This window comes from Sphingobium sp. TomTYG75 (genome assembly GCF_054771635.1).
This window is the reverse complement of record NZ_BSRE01000002.1, coordinates 847,744-872,867: the sequence shown is the minus strand read 5'-3', so window position 1 is coordinate 872,867 and position 25,124 is coordinate 847,744. Positions and strand designations below refer to the sequence as shown.

Genomic DNA, 25,124 nt, shown 5'->3' with positions numbered 1-25,124 from the left:
TCAAACGCCGATGAACGCCACACGACTGTCCTGCGACCTTGCAGCCTCACGCTCGCGCGCCTGTTCCAGCGCTTCATGATTGTCACCGATCCAGTCACAAATCTGGCTGACGGTCCCCAGGAACCCCCTGCCCAGATCCGTCAGCCGATACTCCACGCTCGGCGGCATGGTCGGTCGGACCTCCCTTGACACCATCCCGAAACGCTCAAGTTCGCGCAGCGTCTGCGTCAGCATTTTGGAGCTGATGGGCGCTGCGCAGCGCTTGAGGTCGGAAAAGCGCATCTCGCCATCACCCAGTCTGTAGGTGACGAGCATTGTCCACTTGTTCCCGACCAGTTCGAGAATCTGCAGGGCGGTTTGCGGGTCCACTTTGGTATCCATAAGATACCTAATACCTAATCGGTGCCTTGTTGCAAATCGAAACTAGAATCGGTAGCCCTCTTTCATCAGGAGGCGCGAGGCGCCCGTGGAGAGGAAGCTATCATGAAAATTCTTGTTATCGGCGGCACCGGCATGATCGGCGGCCATGCGGCCCTTCATCTTGCATCGCAGGGGCATGACGTCACCGTCTCGGGCCGCAAGCCCCCGCAACAAAGCACTGAATTGTCGCGCCTGCCTTTTTTGCAGGGCGATTATGTTGAGGGTAGCTTCACGACGCAGGACTTGACCGGCTTTGATGCCATCGTCTTCGCGGCGGGCAACGACATCCGCCATGTTCCGCAAGGGGCCGATTATGACGCTCATGTCCTGCGCGCGAATGCCGAAGCGGTGCCGCAGTTCGCCGCGCTTGCCAAGCAGGCAGGCGTGCGCCACTTCATCCATATCGGCAGCTTCTATCCGCATATTGCACCGGAACTGCTGGAGACAAATGTCTATATCCGCGCCCGTAAGCTAGCCACCGACGGTATTGCCGCGCTGGCGGACGACAGCTTCCACGTCGTCAGCCTGGACGCGCCGTTCGTCGTCGGCACCGTTCCGGGCATGAGCTTGCCGATGTTCGAAGCCTACACCCGCTATGCCGAAGGACAACTGGGCATCCCGCCTTTCGGCCCTGCTGGCGGCACCAACTTCATTTCCACCCAATCCTTGTCCGAAGCGATCCAGGCCGCTCTGGAACGGGGCGAAAATGGCAAAGCCTATCTGGTCGGCGACGAAAATCTGAGCTTCGCGGACTATTTCAAGCTGTTCTTCCAGGCTGCCGGGAATGGCGTGGATGTGCCTTCGCTGGATCAGGAACATCCCATGTTGCCGGACGCCGCCATCTTCACCGGGCGCGGGAACATGGTGCGGTACGAGCCTGAGGCCCAGACGATGTCTGACCTTCGCTACCGCCGCAACGACGTCGCGCGTGCGGTGAAGGAAGTCGTCGATCAGTTCCGGTCGGCAAAATGAGTATGGCTCCTCTGGCGGGCCAAACGGCGGTCGTTACAGGGGGCAGCGGCGGTATCGGCACGGCTTGCGCACGGGCGCTGGTTGCCGATGGCGCGCGCGTGCTCATCACGGGTCGCAGGCAGGAGGCGCTGAACGCAGCGCGCGCCCGCATAATCGGCGATTTTCCGGACGCGCAGGTCGCGACCTTCGCTGGTGATGCTACGTCCGAAAAGGATGTCGGCGACGCGCTTGCGCAAGCCTATGCCATGGCAGATCGCCTCGATATTCTGGTGCCTGCGGTCGGAGGGGGCGGCTTCGGCCCCTTCCTCTCGACCAGTGTAGAGGATTTGCGCCGGGATCTTGACCTCAACATCACCAGCGCTTTCATCGCGATGCAGGCCGGGGCCAGGTTAATGCGCGAAGGCGGGTCGATCGTGTGCATATCGTCCACGGCCGCGATCCTCCCCTTCCCCGCGCTCGCCACCTATTGCGCCAGCAAAGCTGGGCTGGAAGCATTGATCCGGACGGTGGCGGACGAACTGGGCGCGCTCGGCATTCGTGTCAACGCGGTTCGCCCCGGCCTCACCCGCAGCGACGCGACGGCGGACATGTTCGCCAGCCCGGCGGTCATCGATCGCTTTCTGGAGCAAACGCCGCTCAAACGGACGGGAGAGCCGGAAGATATCGCGGCGGCGGTGGCCTATCTCGCCAGCCCCGCTGCGTCCTGGGTCACCGGGCAATCCTTCGCAGTCGATGGCGGACAGGAACTGCGGCGCAATCCGGACCTACTGGGCGGCGCCTGATCAACGGACAGAATAATCAAGGACAGGATGATGCTGGATTTCACGGGCAAGACGGTTTTGGTGACTGGCGGCGGCGCGGGGATCGGACGCGCCTGCGCCGACGCTTTTGCACGGCAAGGCGCACAGGTCTTCATTGCGGAGATCGATCCGGAACGCTGCGCCAATTTCACCGTCGGTAGGGCAATCCAATGCGACGTCAACGATCCACAACAGGTTGATGCACTGGCCGACCGGCTGAAACAGGAAACGGGCGGCAAGCTCGATATCCTTGTGAACAATGTCGGCCATTTCCTTCATGCCAAAGCATTTTCCGATCTCTCACGCGATGAGATGCAGGAAATTGTCGGCCTCAACCTGATCAGTCTCATGCACGTGACGAACCGCCTGCTCCCGCTTTTGAAGGCATCAGCGCCGGGCAGTTCCATCATCAACATCACCTCCATCGAAGCCTATCGCGGCATTCCCAACTGCTCCGTCTATGCCGCCGCCAAATGGGGGATAACGGGCTTTACCAAAAGCCTTGCTCTGGAACTCGCGCCGCTCGGCATCAGGGTGAATGACATCGCTCCGGAAACCACGGACACACCCCAGACCCCGATCGACTACATGGTGCCGCCGGAAAACCGCGAGCATGTGCAAAGATGGGTGCCGCTCGGCCGCTTCGGCCATCCGGACGACTGTGCAGGCGCGGCGCTCTACCTCGCCAGCCCGCTTGCGTCCTGGGTCACGGGAACGGCCATCAACGTTGACGGCGGTTCGCTGGCGGCGGCGGGATGGATTCGCGATATCAACGGGACCTGGACCAACATGCCGATCGTTACTGGCAACGGAATGAACTTGTGAGCGGCGCGATGAACAAGCTGATCGACGAAGCAGCGCTCCGGCGCTCGGCGGAAATCTACGCTCAGGGTGCGGATCGGAAGGACAAGCAGCTGTGGCGATCCGTGCTGGCGGATGACTGCCGGATTGAAGGACCCGGCTTCGTCACAGAAGGACTGGAGGCCACATTGATGTCGATCGACGGACTCGCGCAGATGTTCCGCTCGACCTTCCACCGCGTCCATAACCAGACAGTTATGATCGACGGTGATAGGGCCAGCGGTGAGACCTATTGCACCGCCGACCATTTGCTCAACGACGCGGACCAGATTTTGCGCTGGACGATCCGTTATCTCGATGAATGGCGTCGTGATGGAGACGCGTGGCGCTTTACCCGGCGTAAGCTCGAACTGTTGTGGGAGGAAAAGGTGCCCGTGACGGTTCGTCACGGCTAACGCAAATCCCAATTCATTGGGAAGCAATCAAAATCGCGCTACACATGTTGGACCCTGTCCAGCCCGGATCATATACCGCATCGTCGGCGTTGTAGATCCGGGCAACAAAGTGGAATGCAATGAACGAAAGACGTGCCTGCATAAACGCGATAGGTTGCGCCGTTCCTGACCAGGATGTGCATTCCCCTTTCATTCGATGGGCCAGTCAGCAATTAGTGGATGAACGGGCGCGCAGCCTGTTCGTCCGCATGGCAGAGCGCAGCGGCATCAATCATCGCTGGTCGGTCCTTCCCCAAGTGGACGCGGAAGCCTCACCTGTCGATCCCGGCGGCTTTTATGCGGACGCCATGCCTTCGACATCGCAACGCATGCAACTCTATCATCGCTACGCCCCTGAATTGGCCCTGCGAGCCATCGACGCCTTGCGCGCAAAGATAGTTCTCGATGGCATTACCCATCTGGTCGTTGCCAGTTGCACCGGCTTCGTCGCTCCCGGCGTCGATCAGATCATCGCCGACGCGCTGGGTCTGGTCGGTGTGGAGCGGACACTTGTAGGTTTCATGGGCTGTTACGCAGCGGTCGCGGCGCTTCGGACTGCGCGACATATCGTGCGGTCGGAGCCCGACGCGCGCGTGCTGGTGGTCACCGTCGAACTGTCCTCGCTTCACCTTCAGCGGGAACAGCAGGTCGAAAGATTGCTGATGATGCTGCAATTCGGCGATGGCGCGGCGGCGGCACTGGTCAGCGCGCAGGATCGCGGTTTCGCGATGGATGCGCCCTTCGCGATCAATCTGGAAGGTTCTGCCGATCTCATCCGTTGGGAGATCGGCGACGCCGGTTTCGTCATGCACCTGTCCGGCGAAGTCCCGAGCCGCATTCAGACCGCTCTGCGAGACAAGGGCGTCAGGGACCGGGTTTGCGGTTCTATTGATCCCGCATCGGTCGCGAATTGGGCGGTTCATGCCGGGGGCCGGTCCATATTGGACGCAGTCGAAAACGGCATGGACCTACAACCCGATGCTCTGGCCGTGTCTCGCGGCATCCTCGCGCGCCATGGCAACATGTCGTCCGCAACGCTGATGTTTATCCTCAGCGACCTGCTCGATGAAGGGAGCCACGGCCCCGGCGTCGCGCTCGCCTTCGGACCGGGCGTCGCTGCGGAAGGATTCCGCTTTTCGCGAGCCGGATGATGCCAGGAGCGGCCAAGCTAGAGGCGCTCATCATAGGCGGCGGCCCGGCTGGCTCGGCCGCTGCCATCACGCTTGCCCGTGCCGGAATGAGGCCGCATCTGGTGGAACGCCATGCCGCTGCCCGCGCTGGCGTATGCGGCGGCTTCCTTGGCTGGGACGCGATCGCTGGCCTTATGGAATTGGGGGTGGACCCCTGGAAGCTTGGGGCTCGGCCCATAAGACGCTTCAGGCTGGCCACGGGAACACGCTGCGTCGAAGCCGCCCTGCCCGCCACAGCCGGCGGCATTTCCCGCCACGTCCTGGACAATGCTCTTATCGAGGCAGCGGCCGACGCCGGTGCTATCGTCAGCCGAGGCCGAACAGCCCGCACAGCCGATCCAGATAGCCGCGCCGTGCGCTTTGACAATGGGAAGACCCTTACCGCAGACGCCCTGTTCATAGGCGTCGGCAAGCATGAGCTGCGCGGTGTGGCCCGGGATTTCTCAAGCTCATCGATCGGGCTACGCACTTCTCTCCCTGCGTCCTCCGCATTGCATTGCGCGCTGTCTGGCTTCGTTGAACTGCACCTGTTTAACCAGGGCTATGCAGGACTGCTGTTGCAGGAGGATGGGTCGGTCAATCTCTGCCTGTCGGTAAGCAGAGATCGGCTCACTACAGCGGGGAGCGTTCCCACGCTGCTAGACGAGTTGCAACAGGAGGCGCCGCTGCTCACCGAACGGCTTCAAGGCATCCCAACCCATTTCGATGCCGTAGCGGGCGTACCCTACGGCTGGCGCGCGCCGCAAAGCCACAAAGGCGTCTTTCGCATCGGCGATCAGAGCGCCGTCATAGCCTCCCTCGCAGGCGACGGTATCGCCATCGCCCTGGCCAGCGGAGCGAGCGCCGCCGGAGCAATGCTGGCCGCAGGACCTGAAGCTTCACCGGCATGGCAGGACAAGTGGCGGCGGCAATGCGCGCGGCCTGTCGGCATTGCCGAAGCCCTACGCCATGGCGCCGCAGCACCCCTGACCCGCAGCGTCCTCATGTCGCTGCTACGGTTCGCACCCGGACTGGGAACCGGCGCCGCATCCCTCACCCGGATCAGGAAAGGATAAGCGGCGTCTCCCGCACACGCTCCACGCACAGGCGAAAGGCGAAACGGCGCACTATCCGCACCTGATCCTCGGACATGCCAGCCTGCGCCAGCAGATCGATCCACTCCCGACGCCGGAACGATCGGGCGATCGATAATTGACCGTCTTCCCGCACGATCCTGTGGACGCGCAGCAGTCGCGCCAGAATGGGGAAGCCCCAATGCGCAAAGCCATGTCGGTGCAGGTCGCAGATCAACCAGCCCATCCTCGCTTTCGCTTCCATATGACGCAGGAAGGTCATCAGTTGCGAGTCGGTCATATGATGCGTGACCTGGCTTGAAATGATGAAGTCGAACGGTTCCGGCTGATCGAGATAGTCGCCAGCCCGATAATCGATCGACAGGTCGGACGGGGTCGCATGCCGGGCCGCCTGCAAACTCTTTTCATTCAGGTCCACGCCGATCAGCTCAGCATCGATACCCCGGCGCCGCGCCCATCGGGCAATCGCGCGCAGAACATCGCCGTCGCCAAATCCGACATCGAGCAGGCGGAAATGTCTTGCCTGTCCTACCGCGCGTTGGAGAAAGGCGATGGTGGGCCAGGCTGTGAACGTCCATCGATTGACCCGCGCCAGATCATGCAGAACCCGCTCATATACCGCCGGATCGAGATCGGGCGCGTCCATCTGCTCTTCCTGACGCGATCTTGTGATGAGCTTTACCATGTCTCGTCTTCTCCCGCGATCATTCTACCACGGAGAAAGCAGTTGATGCGCCACAGTTTTTGTCTCACCGTGCAAGGGCGGGGGCGGATAGGAGTATGACAATGCTGGCGGCTTCCCTCCTCTTGCTCGCCTCTTCGGCTGCGGTTCCTGCAACCGACGTAGCCGGTCTATGGGTGACGGACGATGGCAAGGGCCTTGTCAGGATCGAGCCGTGCGGCGCGAAACTGTGCGGTCGTATCGTGCGAGTGCTCGATACGGGTGCCGATGTCCCCAAGACAGACGTGCACAACCCGAACCCTCGCCTTCGCGCGCGGCCTCTGGCGGGCCTTCTTACCCTCTGGGATTTCAACCGATCCGGTTCCACATGGACGGGCGGGCGGGCCTATGATCCGAAAAGCGGCAAGAGCTATCGCTCGTCACTGGCGCGCAACCCTGACGGATCGCTGAAGCTCACCGGCTGCGTGCTATTCATCTGTGAATCGCGACGCTGGACCCACGGCGGCTAGACCGCTTCCCACTGGAATATCCCATACCGCATCGCCCCTGTGCGTAGCGCAAGGATGAGGCGCGGAAGGCTCAATACGAAATCGCGGCTCATCGTGGCGCGGCCAATCGCAAGCCGACGGATGTCCCGGTCGCTCAACACGCTCTTCGCCAAACGACCAAGGCATATCGACCAAGTCCGGCGCACCTCCCGGCTGATGTCCCGATAATCCACCAGGCGAAATCCAGCGTCAGAGGCCAATGTCAGATAATCTTCCCGGCTTCCCATGCTGGGCAACCTGCCCTCCTTGCATATCGGCAGGAGCAAATGCCGCACCTCCCAAGCGGACGCCCCCTCCCCCTCCAGCCAGGCGCACACGACCAGACGGCCGCCCGGCCGCAATATGCGTCTTGCCTCGGTGAAGAAGCGCGGCTTATCCGTCATATGCTCGGAACTTTCGATCGCATAAGCGCGGTCGAACGACGCCGTTTCCAGGCCGTTGTCCAACCAATCCCGCACCAGACAGGTAAAGCGTGGCGAACGCTCTTGCGCAATTGCGTGCTGGGCCGCCGATAGCGTCAGGCCGACGATCGACACATCATGGCGTGTCAGGATATCGGCCGCTGCCGCCCCATATCCGCAACCAATGTCGCAAATACGGTGCCCAGCCTCTATGCCAAGCCTTTGCTCCACCGCAGCCACCAACTCGGCAGCGGCCCGCTCAGGCGTTTCGGTCCCGGTGCGCCAATATCCGTGGTGAACATGATCGCCCCAGATGCGACGATAGGCGAGGTCAAGCTCATCATAGTGAAGTGCAACGCTTCGTGAATCCGGCGCTTGATCGGGAACAATCATGCGGCTCAAGGCACCGGCCGATCCGCGTGCGTCGCGGTCAGGAAAGACGGATACATCATCGTGACGGAAGCCGCAGCGATGATGACGAGGGCCGCGATTAACGCGGCTCCGCTACTCAACCTCCCCCGATTACGCGCATAAAGCACCAGGCCGAGCAGGGCCGCAGCGATCAGGATGATGATGGCAGTAAGTCCGGTTAGCGACATCGATCAAACTCCTGAAAATGAGGAAGATCGGTCCCTCGTGCAGGGATCGCAAAGATTGCAATTACCGATGCGGCGATTCGTTCCGGGTGTCGTCCCCAACTGGTGCTGCGGTTGCAGAGGCCGGGACCGCCACATCTGACCTTCGCGATGCCGGATCGGGTGCACGCAGGCTGGTATAAGCTATCAGCGCGGCCAGAGCCAGACCCGCAGCAACGATCGCCCACAGCCATCGCTTGGCATTTCGCCGCTGCCGCCGCTCTTCATCCTTGGGCATCAGCTCACCTTTCTCCGCGCTTTAATTAATCGAACGGCGGTTGAACCAGTTCCGGCAGATAAGGACGACTATTATGAATGATCGCAATGCACATCTCGCAACTGCATGTGCGCTTAGCCGGGCGGTGGCGCGATCCGGTCGAAGCCCCCTTGCGTTCCCCCCGCGATAGGCAGAACATCGCTCCGTCAGAAGAACCGTCTTCGCCACGAAAGACGGGATGAGGAGAGCAAGGATGAGCGGCACGCAATCGCGCTCCATTGCGCTGATCGGCCCCGCCGGAGCGGGTAAAACCAGCCTCGCGGAAGCTATCATGCACATCAGCGGGGCTGTTTCGCGACAGGGATCGGTCGAAGCTGGCACCAGCGTCGGCGATGCAAGTCCGGAAGCGCGAGAGCGGGGAAGCTCCACCGAACTCAACCTCATGCAGTTCGAATGGATGGGAGATCATTTCTCCCTCGTCGATATTCCGGGCTCGCCCAGCTTTGCCGATGATGCAGCCATCGCTCTCAATGCGGTCGACCTCGCCATCGTCGTGATCGATCCCGACCCGGCCCGCGCCCCTCTGGCAGAACCCACGCTACGCAAGCTCGAACGCGCAGGCGTTCCGCACGCCCTGTTCGTCAATAAGATTGAGCAGGCGCGTGGCAGCATCCAGGATCTGCTTACGGCCGTCGCCCCGATGAGCGCCGCCGCGCTCGTCGCCCGGCAAATCCCGATCCGGTCGGGCGATCGGGTCGACGGCTTCGTCGATCTCGCGCTGGAACGGGCCTATCATTATGAGGCAGGCAAGCAATCGCAGCAGATCGCACTCGCCGAAGAGTTGAAGGCTGATGAAAGCCAGGCGCGCTTCCATATGCTGGAACAACTGGCCGATCATGACGACATCCTGCTTGAACAGCTCTTGTCGGACGAACAGCCAAGCCTTCAAACCATCTTCGCCGATCTCGCACAGGAAACCGCCAGCGGTCTCATCGTGCCGGTGCTGTTCGGTTCCGCCGCCAATGGCTTTGGTATCCGCCGCCTGCTCAAGATGCTACGGCATGACACACCTGCCCCCGCGAAAACGGCGGAGCGACTGGGCATCACCGGAGCAGCGGCACAGGTGCTGAAGATTTCCCATGCGGCAACGGTAGGCCGCCTGGCGATCGCGCGGCTGTTCGCCGGCAATTTGCACGACGGCGCCGACCTCCAGGACAATGGCGGTCAATCCCTGCGCGCGGGCGGGATATTTGCACTCCAGGGTCTTGCCACAACCAAGATCGCCGCCGCCGAACCGGGCGCGATCGTCGGCATTGCCAAGATCGACACGATAAAGGCAGGTGACCTGATCGGCATCGCGGCCAAACCCGGCGGCGACGGGCTGCTCGCTGATCGACCGGCAACCAATTGCGCGGTAGCGATCGCCGCGAAGGATCATAAGGACGAGGTGCGCCTGTCCACCGCCCTCAATCGGCTGGCGGAGGAAGATCACGCCCTCCACTGGAGCCAGGACGAAGCATCACGAGAGACCTTGCTTCACGGCGTGAGTGACGAGCATCTGAACGTCGCGCTGGCCCGTCTGAAGCGCCGCTATGGCGTGGCGGTATCGGTACAGCCGCCGACGATCGCCTACAGGGAATCGATCCGAAAAGCGGTCACGCAACGCGGGCGGCACAAAAAACAGTCCGGCGGCCATGGTCAGTTCGGCGATGTCGTGCTGGAAGTGCGCCCTCTGGAACGGGGAGAGGGCCTTCGTTTCGAGGAACGGATCACGGGGGGCGCGATACCCAAGCAGTGGATTCCCGCCGTCGAAAAAGGCGTGCATGACGCCCAGGCAAAAGGCCCTCTCGGCTTTCCCGTGGTCGATGTCGCGGCGACTTTGGTCGATGGCTCCTTTCACAGCGTCGACAGCTCCGAACTCGCTTTCCGCACCGCCGGACGGATAGCGATGAGCGACGCGCTGACCGCCGCCTCCCCCTATCTGCTGGAGCCGGTCGCGCATGTGACGATCATGACGCCAGGCACCGCATCATCCCGCATCACCTCCGCCGTGGCGAGCCGTCGCGGTCAAATGCTGCGGATGACGAGCCGCGAAGGTTGGTCGGCCTGGGATGTGATTGAAGTCCTGCTACCGGAAGCGGGACTGCAAGGGCTGGAGGCGGAAATCCGTTCGATGAGCCAGGGCATGGCTCATTTCGAAGCGCATTTCGATCATCTTGCGGAAGTCGCGCCGAAACTCGCCAGCAGCATCGTCCAGCGGGTCAAGGAGCCCGCCTGATCACGCAGGCAGATGATGCCGCGCCCAACTGACGATCGCGGCCATCGGCATAGCGCCCGGATTGCGCGCGATTTCCCGTCCCTTGTAGACGATGACCAGCGAAGGAATGCTGCGTATCGCATAGCGGGCGGCAAGATCGGCGTCCGCTTCCGTATCAATCTTCCCCAGCCGGGCATGTGGTTCCAGCTGCGCGGCGGCGGCTTCGAAGGCTGGCGCCATCTGGCGGCAGGGACCGCACCAGCTCGCCCAGAAATCGATGATGAGCGGGACGTCGCTGCTCACCGCATGCTGCGAAAAATTGGCGCTGGTCAGCGTCACCGGCCGACCCTGGAACAATGCCTGCTTGCACCGCCCGCAACGCCCCTCGCCCAACCGTTCCTTCGGCACACGGTTCAGCGTAGCGCAGGCCGGGCAACTGATCACAAGGGGTCCGTCCATGCTGTAATGGCCTTCTGTTTAGGCCGCCAGCCCGCGTGATCGAAGCAAGGCATCGACTTGTGGCGCGCGTCCGGCGAAAGCCCGAAAATTCTCGGCTGCGGAACGGCTGGCGCCCGCCGCCAATATCTCGCGGCGGAAGGCGGTGGCGCCTCCCCCCGGCAGATCGGCATGAGAGAATATCTCGAAAGCGTCGGCCGACAGAAGTTCAGCCCAGAGGTAGGAATAATAGCCCGCCGCATATCCGCCCGCGAAAATATGGCTGAACGCATGGGCAAAGCGGTTCCATTCAGGCGGATGGACGACAGCCACCGCCGCTCGCACCTGTTCCAGCGTCTGCAACACCCGCGCCCCCTGCGCCGGATCATAGTCGCGATGCAGCAGCAGGTCGAAGGTCGCAAATTCGATCTGGCGCAACAATGCCAACCCCGCCTGAAACTGCCGCGCGGCAAGCAGCCGGTCAAACAGAGGTTCAGGCAATGGTTCGCCCGTATCCACATGCCCGGACAGGCCGATCAGCGTGTCCTTTTCCCAAGCGAAATTCTCCATGAACTGGCTGGGCAGCTCGACCGCATCCCATTCGACGCCCGAAATGCCACCGACCGAAGGCAGATCGACCTCCGTCAGCAGATGGTGCAGCACATGACCGAATTCATGGAACAGCGTCACCACATCATTATGCGTCACCAATGAGGGACGATCACCCGCAGGCGGCGCGAAGTTGGTGGTCAGATAGGCAATCGGCCGATGAAACGCATCGGCATCCCGGAACCGCGCCCGGCACACATCCATCCATGCCCCACCACGCTTACCCGCCCGCGCGAACAGGTCGAGATAGACCCCCGCCACAATCTCGCCGCTCGCATCCAGCACGTCATAGAACAGGACATCGGGATGCCAGGTGGAAACAGCTTCCCGCTCTATCAGGCGCACATCGAAAAGCCGCTCGATCAGCTTCTGCGTACCCGCCAGCACACGCGGCAAGGGGAAATAGGCTTTCAGCGCTTCCTGATCGACCCCATGCAACGTCCGCCGCATCGCTTCGGCGACGTAGGACAGGTGCCACGGATAAAGTTCGGTCAAAGCAAAATGCTCAGCGGCAAAGGCTCGCGCCTCCCCCAGTTCCTTCTCGCCGACCGGGCGGGCACGCTGGGCAAGGTCAGCCAGGAAGGCCAGCGCCTCGTCCGCATCCGCCGCCATCTTGGTTTCAAGCGAGTGCGCGGCGGAATCGTTGAAGCCCAATATCTGCGCCGCTTCATGCCTCAGCGCCATGATCTGGTCGATCCGCTCGCTATTATCATGGCTGCGATCATTTGACTGATCAGACGCGCGTGTATTGTGGGCGCGATAAACGCGCTCCCGCAATGCCCGATCGTCGGCGTGAAGCAGGATCGCCAGCACGCTGGGCTGGCGCAGAGTGATCAACCAACCCGGCAGGCCCTTTTCCTGCGCATAGGCGGCAAGAATGGCCTTGTCGCTTTCCGGCACCCCGGCCAGCGCCGCCTCGTCGGTCACATGCTCGCTCCACGCTTCCGTCGCGTCCAGCACGGCGTTGCCGAAGCGAGTGCTAAGGTCGCTCAGCGCCACGCCAATATCGAGGAAGCGCTGGCGGGCATCCCCCTCCAAAGCTACGCCTGCCAGACGGAAGGCACGCAGCGCCAATTCGACGGCCCGCTTCTGCGCAGGACCCAAATCGGCAAAATCGGACCGATCGGCCATGCGCGCGACCGCATCATGATGCGCCCGGTTCTGCCCCGCCTCCATCAGATAAGCCGTCATCAAGGCCTGTGCCGAAGCGTGTGCTTCCCGCAATTCCGGGGTGTCGGCTACCCCTGCAAGATGACCGATGGGCGACCATGTGCGCGACAGGAGAAAGTCCGCCCGCTCCGCCGCCAGTATGACGCTGCCGAAGTCATCAGCTTGCCCAGACGTAATCTGCTCGATCGCCGCGCGGTGCTGGTCAATCCTTTCCTCTATGGCGGGAACCACATGTGCTGCCTCGATGGCGGCGAAATCGGGCAGGTCGGTATCGGCAAGGAGGGGGTTGAGCGAAGTCATGGCTACTCTTGGCTGGGGCAGCCCAAACGGGCTAGGGAAGCCCCTTAATTGGGCCATGGCACCCTGCTCTTCAAGCTCTCTGTCGCTACCTCGCCGACACAATCTTAGCGAGCGTCCACCCCGTTGATCGCCAGGACCGACATGACAAGAGCCGTCGTCCCGCTGCGGATAGCCGATCCGCCACTGGCGCATAGAGCGGAGAATGGTTGGTCGGCGGCGTGAACACCTCGCGCCGCCTTTTTCACCTGGCCAGCAATTCCACAACCTCGATCAGATGCCCCTCGGTATCGGTCACGAAGGCAACCTTCACACCATGAGCTTCCCTGACTTCAATCGGCTGCACAACGTTGCCGCCAGCCTTTTGGACCCGCTCGACAAACGCCTCAAGATCGCTCGTCTGGAATCCCAGGATCACCTCATCCTGTGCAGGGGCATCCCGATCCAGAAACTTGAACAAAACGAAGGTAGCGCCGCCTTCGCCCGTAGCATTGAACAGGATTTCATCGATCTGCCGATCGCCGACCGTATCCTGAATCCGCGCCATTTCAACTAGGCCCGCGACATCCTTGTAGAAGGTGGCGGTGCCCTCCAGGTCTTGCACCACAAGCTTTGTAAAACCAAAATGCGAGGTCATTCATCCTACTCCACGAAAGATACAAGAAAAGGGCCAGTGGATGGTCTCCACTGGCCCTCTGTGATCCTAAACGAACGACAGGATCAAGATTAGAACCGGAACATTCCGGTCAGGCCGAATTCGCGCGGATTGGTCACGTTCACGATGCGATAACCGGACTCATAGGGGATACCAGCAGCCGTGTTGATCTGGGCGGTGCCCAGGCTGATGTTGGTGATCCGCTTCTGGTTCAGCAAATTCTTCGCGAAAGCGGTCAGCTCGAACCGATCGTCTTCCGTGCGGAAGCCCGCAAAAACGTTCAGCAGGGTGCGCGAACGGTAGTCATAATCGACCTGGTCGGCATAGAAGCCCGGACGATAGTTGACGAGCGCCCGTACAAACGGCGTAAACTCACCCATCGGGAAACGGATTTCCGTATTCGCGGTGAGGGTGAAGTCCGGCGTTTGGGACAGGCGACCGTTGGTCACGCAATAGCTGACATTGCCCGGGCCAGTGATGACGGGTGAAGGAGCGTCTTGGTTGGGAACGCCCGTACCTGCGTAGTCATTGCAAGGTACGCGAGCATCTTCGAAACGCGCACGAACATAGGATGCGCTAATGCCCAAGTTCCAATTATCGTTGATGCGACCATCGATGGAAGCTTCCACCCCCTTGATCTTGGCATCGCCATTATAATTGAAGTCGAAGCCGCCGTTGGTCGGTTCTCCAGGGGCGATCGCCGTTCCATTGACACTGCAGGCCCCGTTCAATTCAGGGCAGTTATACTGGATGCCCGTGAACCGGCTCAGATAATTTTCAAGCGTCTGGTAAAACGCCGATACTGTGAAATTCACCCGATTGTCGAACAGCTTGCCCTTCAGACCGGCTTCGAAAGAATCGGTCTTTTCGGGTTGTGTACGGATCAGGTCCCGGCTCACCCCCGCGGGAACAGCGACCCCCGTGCTACCGGCCCGATAGGAGTGGCCATAGGCCAGATACACGTTGAGGCGCGGATTGAACTCATAGGAAACCGTCAGGCCGCCTGTCAGAGGCTTGTTCGTAAACCGCTGCAGATCAGCAGGAACGCCTTCCTCAAATCGTTCAAAAGCAGGTATGCCGAAACCGGCATAACCCGGAGAAGTCAGGAAGATGTCCGTCGTTTGCACATTCTTGATAATGGAATAGCGCAAACCGCCTTCGATCGAGAAGCCGTTGGAACGGTAACGCAAATTGCCGTTGAACGACCATGTCTGCGCATTCACCGGAGTGAACACCTCTGTATCGATCGGCAGATACACGCCAAACGCGACAGGAAGCGGAGTAAAGAACTGGTCTGCTCGCTGATTGGTCACAACGGTGCCAGTCTGCTTCGTGTAAAACGCACCTACACCCCAGCCGAAACCTTCCTTGTTGTTGGACGCCAGGCGCAGTTCCGCCGAGTCCACCTTATAGGGCGTGTCAATGGTAGACGTTTGCACATAATCGGGGATCGCGTTGCCCGTGTCGAGATCGCGTTCCGCCTTCAGCCTGCTGTACTGGTGAGCGCCTGCGAAGGACAAGGTGGCCGGACCAAGATCATAATCGAAGGCCAGATTGACGATGTGGCTCTCATTCTGGTTGCGGAACCGGCCGTCCGACACCGCAGCGTAATCCGCCTCAGAAAGAGCCGGCCCCGACGGGTTAAAGCCGTCCGGCACATTGCCAGCACCGACAACTTGCTGAAACTGGCTGTTGTCCGCAAACAGATACTGGTAGCTCAGGTAGGCAGTGAAGTCGCTGCTCGGACGCCAGCCCAGCGTTACGCGCGCGCTTTCAGTGCGGCTGCGTGAGCGCTCGCCCGTCGTGATGTTGCGGACGTTGTTCAGGCGGTTGCCATCGACCAGGCCAGCGACGCGGATCGCAAGCGTGTCGTTGAAAGGCAGGGAAACGCCAGCCTGCACGTTGTAGCCATCGCGCGAGGTAGCGGTCGCCTGCGCATAGCCCTCGATTTCGTCGAAGTTCGGGCGGCGGGTCGCGATGGTGATGGAGCCAGCCGGCGAAGACAGACCGCGCAGCAAGCCCTGCGGACCACGCAGCACTTCGATCTGCTGAATGTCATAAAGAGCGGTATAGACGGTCTGCGCGTCGGTCGGGATTTCGTTGTAATAGACCTGAACCGCCGGGCTGGTGCCCTGATCGGGATCGAAGGTCACGCCACGCAGGGTGGTTGTGTTGTTGCGGCCCGAGGTGTTGGTCAGTTCAAGACCAGGTGCAAGCTGCTGCACGTCCTTCGCGTCGAAAATGTTGAACTTCTGGAGCTGTTCGCCGGTCGCGACGTTGACGGCCATCGGCACCGACTGGAGCGATCTTGATTCGCGCGTCGCAGTGACGACGATTTCAGCCGTTCCATCCGCTTCGCCGCTGGCGACATCCTGCGCCCAGGCAGCGACGGGGACGATCAGCGCTGCGCCGCACAACAACGCAGAGATTCCATTCACCTTCTTCATGACGTCCTTTCCTTGATTAGCAGGGACTTGGTCCCAACGATGTTGAGGGCCGCTAACGATCGTGTGGCCACCCCGCAATCCGGCGAGTCATGTTTTGTAAATTTTCGCACGAACCCGTGCTTTATGGGCAACAGTGAGGTTAGGCCATTTCCCTAATTTACGTCTAAAATCTGACCTATACATACGCATACAGATGAACCGATTTTCATCTGATAGCTTTCTTCGTTGACACGATGGCTATCACCTGTCCCCGTCAGGAAGAGCATATCAACTACATCCTTGTTATTGGTACGGCAAAGTGCGATTGCATCGGTCTTGTTCGAGGGAGCCGTATGACTGACAGCCGCAAGACAATTTTCCTGACCGGGGCCACCGGCAATATGGGCCGCGAAACGGTGAAGCGCATTGCAGAAAAGGCGGACACGCTGCGCCTGCGAATATTGGTAAGGCCAGAGGAAAAGTCCCACCCCGTTGTCAAGGACGTTCAGCGCCGTGGCTTGGCCGAGGTGATATGGGGCGACCTCACCGACCCTATGTCGATCCGTAAGGGGGTCGAGGGCGCCGATGTTGTGCTCCATGTCGGCGCTCTGGTGTCACCGCTTGCGGATCGCCTTCCGGCCGAGCTTGTGACCCGTGTCAACGTCGGCGGCGCGCAGAATATCGTCGATGCGATCCACGCAGTGGGCGATCCCAAGCAGACACGGCTCATCTATATCGGCACCATCGCCGAAACCGGCAGCCGCAATGCACCTGTGCATTGGGGGCGGACGGGCGATCCAATCAAGATCAGCGCCTATGATCATTATGCCGTTACAAAGACACAGGCCGAAGCGATCGTCGCGCAGAGCGGTATCACCCACTGGGCATCGGTGCGCCAAAGCGGGATGGCGCATTTCGAAATGTGGAAGATTTTCGATCCGATCATGTTCCACAATCCGCTCAATGGCGTGTTCGAATGGTCTACCGCCAATGACAGCGGCCGCTTGATGGCGGCACTATGCGGCGACAATGTGCCGCATGCATTTTGGCGCAATTTCTACAATCTTGGCGGTGGCGCGTCATCGCGCGTGGTGAATCATGAGTTCATGGAGAAATCCATGCCCAATTACCGCAAGGTGCTGAAACCGCACTGGTTTGCCACCCGCAATTTCCACGGCCAATGGTATGCTGACTCCGACCGGCTCGAAGCCTTGGTGCCCTTCCGTGAACAATCGCTCGATGAGTATTTCCGCGAAGCCCCACGGCATATGCCGTGGATCGCCCGCATTGTGCCCAAGCTGATGCCGGGCGTCGTTTCAAAACAGATCGAAAAGCTGGCCAACGGGCCGGACGGCAGCCTCAACTGGTTCGCCACCAATAATGAAGCCAAGATCCGCGCTTATTTCGGATCGCGCGCGGCATGGGAAGCCATTCCCCGCAATTGGGACGACTTCCACTTCGCCCAGCCTTCGCGGGAACCGGCTTTGCTCGATCATGGCTATGACGAAAGCCGTTCGCCGGAAGATTGGCGGATCGATGATTTGAAGGCAGCGGCGGAATATCGCGGCGGCAAATATCTTGGCAACTCGTTCGATGGCCCGGACGTACCCGTGGAATGGCAGTCCGCTGTAGGTCATCGCTTCACGATGACGCCGCGCCTATACCTCCAAGGCGGTCATTGGTGCCCCGTCACCATGCTCGATACCGCCACCTATGAAGCGGAGGCGGCGCGCAATCCCTTCTTCGCGCAGGTATGGGGCGACGCCGCCGGTTGAGCGGGACAAGATAGAAGGAGAGGTGGGATGAAAAATCACCTGAAGTGCTTGGCTATCGCATGGATCTTGGGCGCCACGGCGGCCAATGCGCAGTTGTCGGCCCCGTCGGAATTGCAGCAGGCGATACCGCTTGGCACCGGTCTCATGCCCGGTGGCAACGGCCCTGAAATCTGGTTCGGCAAATCCGGCAACATGAGCGTCCGCAATACCAGCGAAGCCGCCTTGCTGCCCGTCCTCCCCGACCCGGCAAAAGCGACCGGCACTGCCATGGTCATTGCGCCGGGCGGCGGCTTCATGACGCTTTCCTGGGATCATGAGGGGATGGAGGTCGCTCGCCTGTTGGCCGATCAGGGCATCGCCGCCTTCGTGCTCAAATACCGGCTGGACCCGACCCCGCGTGACTGGCCAGCTTTCGGCAAGATGATGCAGGGCAGAATGACCGAATGGGTCGGCAAGCCCGGTGAAGGTCTGCGCATCGTCACGCCCCCTTATGCGATCGCCGATGGGATCGCGGCGCTGAAGCTCGTCCGCGCGCGCGCAGCCCAATGGCATGTCGATCCGGCCAAGGTCGGCATGATCGGCTTTTCTGCCGGAGCGCGAACGACGATCCGGGTGACCATCGACGCGCCGCTCGCCGACCGTCCCGCCTTCTCCGTCATGCTATATCCGCCGATGGAAAAGGTGGACGTACCGGCCGACGCGCCCCCCGCCTTCGTGGCTATGGCGACCGACGATCCGCTGTCAGGACGCGCGGGCTATGCACTCATCGAAAGTTGGATTGCTGCTCGCCGCCCAATCGAGTTCCACGCCTATCAACGTGGCGGTCATGGTTTCGGCCTGGGTGACAAGGGCACGGCCACGCAAGGGTGGACCGAAGCGTTGCTCCGTTGGATCGAACTCAATGGTTTCGGGGCAAAGGAAGCCCCTAAGCGCTGAGTTCGTCAACCCGCTCAGCGCACCGGCACCTTCAGCTTGGTGGTGGCGCGGGTAAGCGGATAGCGCTTGCCATTCCACCGGAAATCGCCCGGCAACCCCGTCGGCCGGGTGATCTCGGCATTCAAGGTGCTTCCCGAAATCCGGTAGCGGACGCTGACCGGCCCCTGAGGCGTGGCAGCGGTTGCGGACAGGCTCTTGAGCGATCCCAGTGCGGGCTCAACCTTCAGCCGCGCATAGCCCGGCGCATCAGGTCCAATCCCGGCCACGATACCCAATAAATCCGCGCTGGGATGCGCACTCCATGCATGGCTGTCCGATCGCGTCGATTGGCCCTTGCCCCCCTGTCCCGCGTCGTCGCGCTCTTCCGGCCAGGTCGTATAGTGCATCGCCAGCAGATCACGCCACGTCTTGAGCATGTCGAGATAACGGTCGCTCTTGCCCGCATGGACCAGCGCCTGCGCCAGATACCAGGAGAAATAATAGCTGACGCTGGTGATCCCTTCCGGCGCGTCTATCCCTTTGCCCGGCACCATTATCCGGTCAATGATGGCCCCGGCCTCGTCGCGGCTCGCAACATTATAAAGGACAGCCAGCGCGTTCATATGCTGGCTGATTCGGTCGCCGTCAGGATTATCGGCATAAAGACCGCGCGCCGGAACCCAGCACCGGTTGCGGATCGCTGCCTTCACCGTCTCGGCACGCGCGGCATAGCGCTGCGCCTGGCTGGCGTCGCCAAAGGCTGCCTCGATCGCTGCTCCCTGCTGGAGAGCGCCGAGCCAGTTGACGCTCATCAAACAGCTTTCATCCGTCTTGCCATAGGAAGGAAAGATGGTCCGGTCGGTGGCGGACTGGCCGACCCAATCGATGAAGTTCCATTGCGGGTTCTTGCCCAATAGGCCACTCGGACGGCGGTAGGTTTCGAACCAGTCCAGAACACGGCGCATGCGCGGGATGTTACGGACGATGGGCGCGGGATCGGGCTGGCGCAATCGCCAGTCATCCAGCATGCCGACCCACATCAGCGCGAAGGGCGCGATCACATTATTGCCACGCGTCGGCCAGGCGCCCTCCATCAGCCCGCCATCGACATCGGACGCAGCAAAGGCATCGATCGCCTGCTCCGCCAGACGAGGGTCACCCGACACGGCATAGGAAATCAGCATCTGAAGGCGCGTGTCGCCCGCATATTGCAGCTGTTCCCAATAGGCTGTGTCCATATAGGTTTCATGCGCATCGACCCGCGCCGTGCGCCATCCTATATCGAAAATCCGTGCAAGTTCAGGATCATCGCTTTGGAACTTACCGACTTGTTGGAACGGATAGCCCGTCTCGTACGCGCGCAGCCCCTCCAGCACCAACGGCTGATCCTTGGTCTCGACCGTGATTTCGGCATAACGCCATGTCCGCCACCATAGCGGGGCAAAACTGCGCTTTTCTCCGTCGGCGATGAAGCTGTCCCAAATGCCGATCGGCTTGCGATCCTCGATCAGGTTGCGGTCGCCCTTGCGGCCCTGCGCATCGTACAGCGCCTCGGTCCACAGCAGCTTGATCGCCGCACCCTTGCCGCCGGACACGTCCAACTGAGGATAGGCCGAAACCATCGCATCGCGCTGAATAAGCAAGGTCGCCTTGCTGTTGGCCGGGATCGTCACTGCCCGCGCGGGAAAGGCCATGGCGGCAGGCAGGTCAGTCCGTACCACCTTGCCCGCTGCCACAGGCGTATAGGATTGCTGCGGCAGCCGTTCGGCCACCAGCGTACGCTTCGCCGCATCGGGAGCGGGAATAGCGTTCTGCCAGCCCTCGCCCTTCTCCTGCGGCCCGGCGGCATCGAAATCAGCCTTCGCCGCATCGATCTTCTCGGGGTTGCCCGCGACATAATACCATCGCTTCACCTGCCCCCAGCCATTGGCGAAGCCACGGCCTTGGTCGCGCTTCACTCGCCAACCCTGCCGGTCAGTCGAAAGCTCTGCCGCCTCGCCTTCGCCGATCAGGCGAAACCCGGTCGCGACGCTCTGTTGGAACAGCGGCGCGGTATTGGTGAATAGCGAACTGCCCTGAGCCGCCGAAACCTGCGCGGGCGTGGCATTGGCGGGCAGCTTCAGTGGCTGGACACCGTTCCACACCGTCGCCGCGATGACGTTGACGCCCGGTTTCATATAGGGCGCAAGGTCGATGCTCTCCTCGCGCCAATGGGCGATGTCGCCCGTCGAAGGCCCTGCCGCAACACGCGCACTATTCACAAATAATATGAAACGGTTATCTGCTGTCACTCGCACCTTATAAGAGCGCGGTTTGCCCGGCAGGTCGAGCGTGCGGCGGAAATGCAGGACGATCGGGCGCACCGTTGGCCCCGCCTCCGCATGGCTGATCCAGCCCTCAGCGCCACCCGTCTGAGCGATAGCGGCGGGCGCAGCGCCCAACATCAGCGAAGCAGCCAGCAATGCGCCCATCCTCATCATTTCTTCTCCGACGAAAGGGCGCGGGCCAACGCTGCATCGAGCGCGGCATTGAATTGCTGGGATATGGCCGCGCGCGGCACGATCAGCTGGAACCCATGGAAAGCGCCTGGTATCACCAGCAATTCGGTAGGGACATCTGCATCGATCAGGCGGCGGGCAAACTCTACATCCTCGTCCACGAACAGGTCGATTGACCCTACCCCGATGAACGTCGGCGGAAGCCCTTTGAGGTTCTTCACCCGCGCAGGCACCGCGCCTTCAGGCTGAGTGGCAGCGCCAGGCCGCCGCCCAAGCAGCGCCTGCCAGCCCTTCCGGTTCCACTCCGCCGTCCAGATCAGCTGGCCGATATGCGGCGGCACCGGACGCGAAGAACCCGTCCGATCGTCCAGCATGGGGTAGATAAGCGCCTGAAACGCGACCGGCACCTCGCCCCTGTCACGCGCCGCGATAGTCAACATAGCAGCCAAGCCGCCGCCCGCGCTTTCACCCAAGACGACAATCCGTCCCGGATCGACGCCCAGTGCGGCGGCATTGCCATGCAGCCATTTCAAACCCGCATAGGCATCTTCCAGAGGTCCGGGGAAATGCGTCTCCGGCGCCAACCGATATTGCACCGACACGATGACGCAGTTCAGCCGTTCGGCCAGGCTCTTGAGCGCGGGCAGATTGTCCCGCGCATCGCCGCCGATGAAACCGCCGCCATGAACAAAGAAGATGGCGCCGCGCGGCGATGCCTTCTCGGCGTTAGCGTTCACGACATAGACCGGCACCGGCGGTTGCCCGCGCGATCCGGGTGCCTGCCGCTCCTCGACCCCTGCGGGCAGTGGGCCGGGCTTGGCGGGCTTGTACATCGCCCCGCTCCGCTGCGCCTGCATGATGCCGCGCGCGACCGGCCGCAACTCCGGATTGACCGACTTCAATCCCGCTTCTGGAGAAGTTACGACCGGCGCCGCTGCGATCAGCAGGCAGGATGCGATCGCGGCTGCGAAACGCCGCCCTCTCACCGTTGCGCCTCCAGTTTCGCTGGCCCCACCCATCCGGCCGGAACCGGCTTCAGCTTCTTGTAAATCGTATCCTTGGGATCGATCATCGCATTCTGGGGTACGTTGGCGACAGCAACGCTGATGTCATTCTTGCCCGCGCGAACCAGCTTCGTCACATCGACGCGGAACGGTGCGCTGAACAGCGTGGGCAAGCTTTGCCCGTTGACCGTCACCGTAGCGACGTCATGCACTTCCCCCAGATCCAGCATCACGCTTGTTCCCTTGGTCAGCCAGCCCGCATCGACATTGATCGTGCGCCTGTAGGTTCCCGTCCCTGCAAAGCGCGCCAGTTCAGGCATCTGCTGCCAGTCTTTCAGACTGATAGAGGCGAAATCCTGGCTATAGGGCTTGCGCTGGACATGACCGGCCGCCTGAAGCCGCCATCCATCCATGGGCAGCGTCATGCTGGCCACGGTAGCGGATGCCGGAACGGTGACAGCCTGCGTCGTTGGATCGAGCATCAGGAGCGCGCTTTCCCCCGCCGCCAGGCTAAGAGGCACGTCGGTCGCCTGCCCAGCGACGCGCGCCGACACAGGCGCAACCGTGCCGTTCATCGCATTCCACCGCGTCACGCCCCCAACCTCGGGCAGCGTCAGCGTCACCTGCCGTGCGGCTTCTCCCCTGTTGTACACAAAGGTCGCCGTGCGGCCCTCGATCTTCCGCTGGACGAAGTAAAGATCGGCAGCGTCACCGGAAAAGCGCAGATTGGCCGGAATCGCCGCTGCCCGCAGCGCATCGGTCATGTCCGCGGCGGGAACGATCTTAGCTCCGGATTTCAGCGCGGCGGCGACTGCCTTCTTCACCCTCGCATCACGCTGGCGAGCCTGGGCGAGCCCTTCATCCCGGCTCGGCGCTCGATCGGTGAAGAAAACCGGCAGTCCCGCCTTGGCAAAACGCGCGATCGCCTCGGCTGTCTCTGCCTGAATGCCGTCGATCGGCGGCAACACCAGCACCGGATAGCGTTGGCCGCCCTGCGAAACGAGCTGCTTCCCTTCGATCCGCGCATGAGCGATCGAATCCGGGTTGATCCGGTCGAAATCATAGCCTCCCGCCAGGAATGCCTTTTCCGCTGCCTGCTTGCCCGCGCCGTCATCCTCGATGCCGACATAATAGCCGTAGCGGCCATAGAAATAGGCGACCGGAACCACCGCCTCACCTGCTTGCATGACGGCCTGCAAGCGGCCGATATAGCCCGCCAAAGGCTTCATTGCGGGCCACACCGGATTGGTCTCGTTCAACATGTTGGAAAAGCCGCCAGCGAACGGGCTTGGCTGGAAAGCGTGCCAGCCGGGCCAATCGTCGGCATGGAAGCGATAATTATAACCGTGCAGGATCATGGAGTTGACGCCGCCCGCCATGAAGGCATCGACCCGCCGCCGCATTTCGTCGGGCGTCACATCATAGGGGCGATTCCCCCATGCCAGACTTTCCGCCGATACGATTGGACGCCCATAGAGATGCGCACCCGACCGGGCCATCCGCATGAAAAAAGGATCGCCTGAACCGGGCAAATCCTCGGTCTCCGGTATGTCGGCCAGACCATATCCCCGGATCGTATCGAAAGCGCCGCCATGCGCCTGGAACTTGGCCTTCAGCCCATGCGCATGATTCCATGCCACGAAAGGCTGGATGAACCCCTCGATCATCATGTCTGAAACCGTGCGGCGATAGTCGGCGCGAACCCGTTCCGCCACATCGCTGTTCGCCGTGTCGAAATAGGGCGGCGACCAATGCTCGCTCCACGCCTGCATCCAACCGGGCTGGACAACGAAGGGCAGATAGGGTGTCAGGTCATAGCCGCGCCGCTTCCTGAACTGTTGCAGCAATTCAGGTCCCCACTGAATATCCTGCATCAATTCCAGGCTGTCCACGAATGTCGATCGGATTCCGACCGGGTCATTCCCCAACGGATCACCGACGCGCGCCGCATGCGCCGCAAAGGCTTGCGGGTTCATATGATCCAGTATCAGCTGCGGCCCCTGCCCGGCCGCACCCAATACACCGACGTCGGACGCATATTGGCGGAACACGAAAATCTGCCAATCACCCGGCGGCGGCGTCCAGTCGAGCGTGCCATCATCACGCAACTTGCTGGTCAGGAGCACGCTGCTTGCCGGGTCCAGCGTGCCTGCCGTCACCACATCCCGCCACGGCGTCAATGTCATGCCCATCGCGCCCGGCACGGCAGGGTGAAGCACGGGCGCATTGCCCTTGACCGCAACGACCGCGACGGTGCGCGCGCGGCCCTCCATCCTCTTGCCCCAGTCTGCTACCTTCGGGTCCTTGACGCGCGCATCGAACATACTCAGCGCGCCCAGCCGCTTTGTGCGCTTGGGTATATTGAGCTTGATCGGACCGGCCTCGCCGCCCCTGACCTGGGTGCTGGCCATGGCGAGTTCGGTGAACGCTAGTTCCGGCGGGATGGCAAAGCCGCCGCCGGACGGCCAGGACGAACCCAGCGTATAGTCCAGCGTCAGGCCCAACGCCTTCGCCGCCTCCCCCGCGGCACGGACATGGGCAAAGAAGGACGGCTCGGCATATTGATCGACGCGTGCCTTCTCGTCCGGCGTAAGCGTCACGAAATTGGGCGTGAACGACTGAATCTCCGCACCGGCAAATCCGGTGTCCGCCATCAGCTTCAGCTCACGCTGCAATTCCTGATCCGTCACCGCATCGCCCGGCCACCACCAACGCAGCCGGGGCCGAGCATCGACGGGCGGGCTCTGGAAATGATCGTCCAGCGGACCTGCAAAAGCCGGAGCCTGGACAAGTGCAAGCATAGCTGTTGCCGCCAGCAGGCAGTTCTTCATCAAACGCTTCGCTGTCATG

At 61.6% G+C, this 25,124-nt stretch carries 22 protein-coding genes; 10 read left to right on the top strand and 12 right to left on the bottom strand.

All coding sequences use genetic code 11. The features are described 5' to 3' along the window. Positions 1-381 carry a winged helix-turn-helix transcriptional regulator gene (locus ACYU81_RS17625; RefSeq protein WP_460988999.1) on the bottom strand — a complete coding sequence of 127 codons (381 nt, stop codon included), beginning with the start codon at positions 379-381 and terminating at the stop codon, positions 1-3. Positions 382-483: 102 nt separating this feature from the next. Between ACYU81_RS17625 and ACYU81_RS17620 the strand changes: the two genes are divergently transcribed. The 6 genes from ACYU81_RS17620 (at position 484) to ACYU81_RS17595 (ending at position 5,732) form a co-directional block, all read left to right on the top strand. Then, positions 484-1,392, top strand: coding sequence for an NAD-dependent epimerase/dehydratase family protein (locus ACYU81_RS17620; RefSeq protein WP_460988998.1), 909 nt, complete (start codon positions 484-486; stop codon positions 1,390-1,392). 2 nt (positions 1,393-1,394) lie between these two features. Further along, entirely contained in the window at positions 1,395-2,174 is a 780-nt protein-coding gene (locus tag ACYU81_RS17615) for an SDR family NAD(P)-dependent oxidoreductase (RefSeq protein ID WP_460988997.1), read from the top strand. Positions 2,175-2,204: 30 nt separating this feature from the next. Beyond that, a complete protein-coding gene (locus ACYU81_RS17610) occupies positions 2,205-3,017 on the top strand; it encodes an SDR family NAD(P)-dependent oxidoreductase (protein WP_460988996.1) in 813 nt (270 codons plus the stop codon). A gap of 8 nt (positions 3,018-3,025) precedes the next feature. Then, the gene (locus ACYU81_RS17605; protein WP_460988995.1) at positions 3,026-3,448 is read left to right on the top strand and encodes a nuclear transport factor 2 family protein; all 423 of its coding nucleotides are present in this window, start codon (positions 3,026-3,028) and stop codon (positions 3,446-3,448) included. A 119-nt stretch (positions 3,449-3,567) separates the two neighbouring features. Next, on the top strand, positions 3,568-4,638 hold the full coding sequence (locus tag ACYU81_RS17600) for a type III polyketide synthase (protein ID WP_460988994.1): 1,071 nt from the start codon (positions 3,568-3,570) through the stop codon (positions 4,636-4,638). Continuing rightward, positions 4,635-5,732 carry an NAD(P)/FAD-dependent oxidoreductase gene (locus tag ACYU81_RS17595; protein ID WP_460988993.1) on the top strand — a complete coding sequence of 366 codons (1,098 nt, stop codon included), beginning with the start codon at positions 4,635-4,637 and terminating at the stop codon, positions 5,730-5,732. The genes ACYU81_RS17600 and ACYU81_RS17595 overlap by 4 nt, the downstream gene beginning before the upstream one ends. On the opposite strand, the gene ACYU81_RS17590 is transcribed toward ACYU81_RS17595, so the two are convergent. After that, positions 5,719-6,435, bottom strand: a complete 717-nt coding sequence (locus tag ACYU81_RS17590; RefSeq protein ID WP_460988992.1) for a methyltransferase domain-containing protein — start codon at positions 6,433-6,435, stop codon at positions 5,719-5,721. The two genes, ACYU81_RS17595 and ACYU81_RS17590, sit on opposite strands and share 14 nt — an antisense overlap. A 101-nt stretch (positions 6,436-6,536) precedes the next feature. On the opposite strand from ACYU81_RS17590, the gene ACYU81_RS17585 reads away from it, so the two are divergent. After that, positions 6,537-6,941, top strand: coding sequence for a DUF2147 domain-containing protein (locus ACYU81_RS17585; RefSeq protein WP_460988991.1), 405 nt, complete (start codon positions 6,537-6,539; stop codon positions 6,939-6,941). Here ACYU81_RS17585 and ACYU81_RS17580 read toward each other — a convergent pair. From ACYU81_RS17580 to ACYU81_RS17570, 3 genes are all read right to left on the bottom strand, one after another. Next, positions 6,938-7,774 (bottom strand): SAM-dependent methyltransferase, encoded by an 837-nt coding sequence (locus ACYU81_RS17580; protein ID WP_460989125.1) that lies wholly within the window; start codon positions 7,772-7,774, stop codon positions 6,938-6,940. The two genes, ACYU81_RS17585 and ACYU81_RS17580, sit on opposite strands and share 4 nt — an antisense overlap. A 5-nt stretch (positions 7,775-7,779) precedes the next feature. Continuing rightward, complete coding sequence (locus tag ACYU81_RS17575; protein ID WP_460988990.1) at positions 7,780-7,980, bottom strand: hypothetical protein; 201 nt, start codon at positions 7,978-7,980, stop codon at positions 7,780-7,782. Between the two features lie 61 nt (positions 7,981-8,041). Then, entirely contained in the window at positions 8,042-8,254 is a 213-nt protein-coding gene (locus tag ACYU81_RS17570; RefSeq protein WP_449469069.1) for a hypothetical protein, read from the bottom strand. 232 nt (positions 8,255-8,486) lie between these two features. On the opposite strand from ACYU81_RS17570, the gene ACYU81_RS17565 reads away from it, so the two are divergent. Further along, complete coding sequence (locus ACYU81_RS17565) at positions 8,487-10,511, top strand: elongation factor G (protein ID WP_460988989.1); 2,025 nt, start codon at positions 8,487-8,489, stop codon at positions 10,509-10,511. On the opposite strand, the gene trxC is transcribed toward ACYU81_RS17565, so the two are convergent. From trxC to ACYU81_RS17545, 4 genes are all read right to left on the bottom strand, one after another. Next, positions 10,512-10,949: a thioredoxin TrxC gene (trxC, locus tag ACYU81_RS17560; RefSeq protein ID WP_460988988.1), complete on the bottom strand. Its 438-nt coding sequence runs from the start codon at positions 10,947-10,949 to the stop codon at positions 10,512-10,514. It abuts the gene before it with no gap. Positions 10,950-10,967: 18 nt separating this feature from the next. Then, positions 10,968-13,004 (bottom strand): M3 family metallopeptidase, encoded by a 2,037-nt coding sequence (locus tag ACYU81_RS17555; protein ID WP_460988987.1) that lies wholly within the window; start codon positions 13,002-13,004, stop codon positions 10,968-10,970. Between the two features lie 241 nt (positions 13,005-13,245). Continuing rightward, positions 13,246-13,638 carry a VOC family protein gene (locus tag ACYU81_RS17550; RefSeq protein WP_460988986.1) on the bottom strand — a complete coding sequence of 131 codons (393 nt, stop codon included), beginning with the start codon at positions 13,636-13,638 and terminating at the stop codon, positions 13,246-13,248. A gap of 89 nt (positions 13,639-13,727) precedes the next feature. Next, positions 13,728-16,103 carry a TonB-dependent receptor gene (locus tag ACYU81_RS17545; protein WP_460988985.1) on the bottom strand — a complete coding sequence of 792 codons (2,376 nt, stop codon included), beginning with the start codon at positions 16,101-16,103 and terminating at the stop codon, positions 13,728-13,730. 332 nt (positions 16,104-16,435) lie between these two features. On the opposite strand from ACYU81_RS17545, the gene ACYU81_RS17540 reads away from it, so the two are divergent. Together ACYU81_RS17540 and ACYU81_RS17535 are read left to right on the top strand one after the other, a co-directional pair. Next, entirely contained in the window at positions 16,436-17,857 is a 1,422-nt protein-coding gene (locus ACYU81_RS17540; protein WP_460988984.1) for an NAD-dependent epimerase/dehydratase family protein, read from the top strand. A gap of 27 nt (positions 17,858-17,884) precedes the next feature. Beyond that, positions 17,885-18,793: an alpha/beta hydrolase gene (locus ACYU81_RS17535; protein ID WP_460988983.1), complete on the top strand. Its 909-nt coding sequence runs from the start codon at positions 17,885-17,887 to the stop codon at positions 18,791-18,793. A gap of 14 nt (positions 18,794-18,807) precedes the next feature. Here the strand turns inward: ACYU81_RS17535 and ACYU81_RS17530 are convergent, their stop codons facing one another. Genes ACYU81_RS17530 through ACYU81_RS17520 form a run of 3 tightly spaced genes read right to left on the bottom strand, consistent with a single transcriptional unit; the run spans position 18,808 to position 25,123 of the window. Next, positions 18,808-21,252, bottom strand: a complete 2,445-nt coding sequence (locus tag ACYU81_RS17530; protein ID WP_460988982.1) for an alpha-L-rhamnosidase-related protein — start codon at positions 21,250-21,252, stop codon at positions 18,808-18,810. After that, entirely contained in the window at positions 21,249-22,256 is a 1,008-nt protein-coding gene (locus ACYU81_RS17525) for an alpha/beta hydrolase (protein WP_460988981.1), read from the bottom strand. The genes ACYU81_RS17530 and ACYU81_RS17525 overlap by 4 nt, the downstream gene beginning before the upstream one ends. Further along, positions 22,253-25,123, bottom strand: a complete 2,871-nt coding sequence (locus ACYU81_RS17520) for a glycosyl hydrolase (RefSeq protein WP_460988980.1) — start codon at positions 25,121-25,123, stop codon at positions 22,253-22,255. Before ACYU81_RS17520 ends, ACYU81_RS17525 begins: the two co-directional genes overlap by 4 nt. Between the last annotated feature and the right edge of the window lies 1 nt (position 25,124).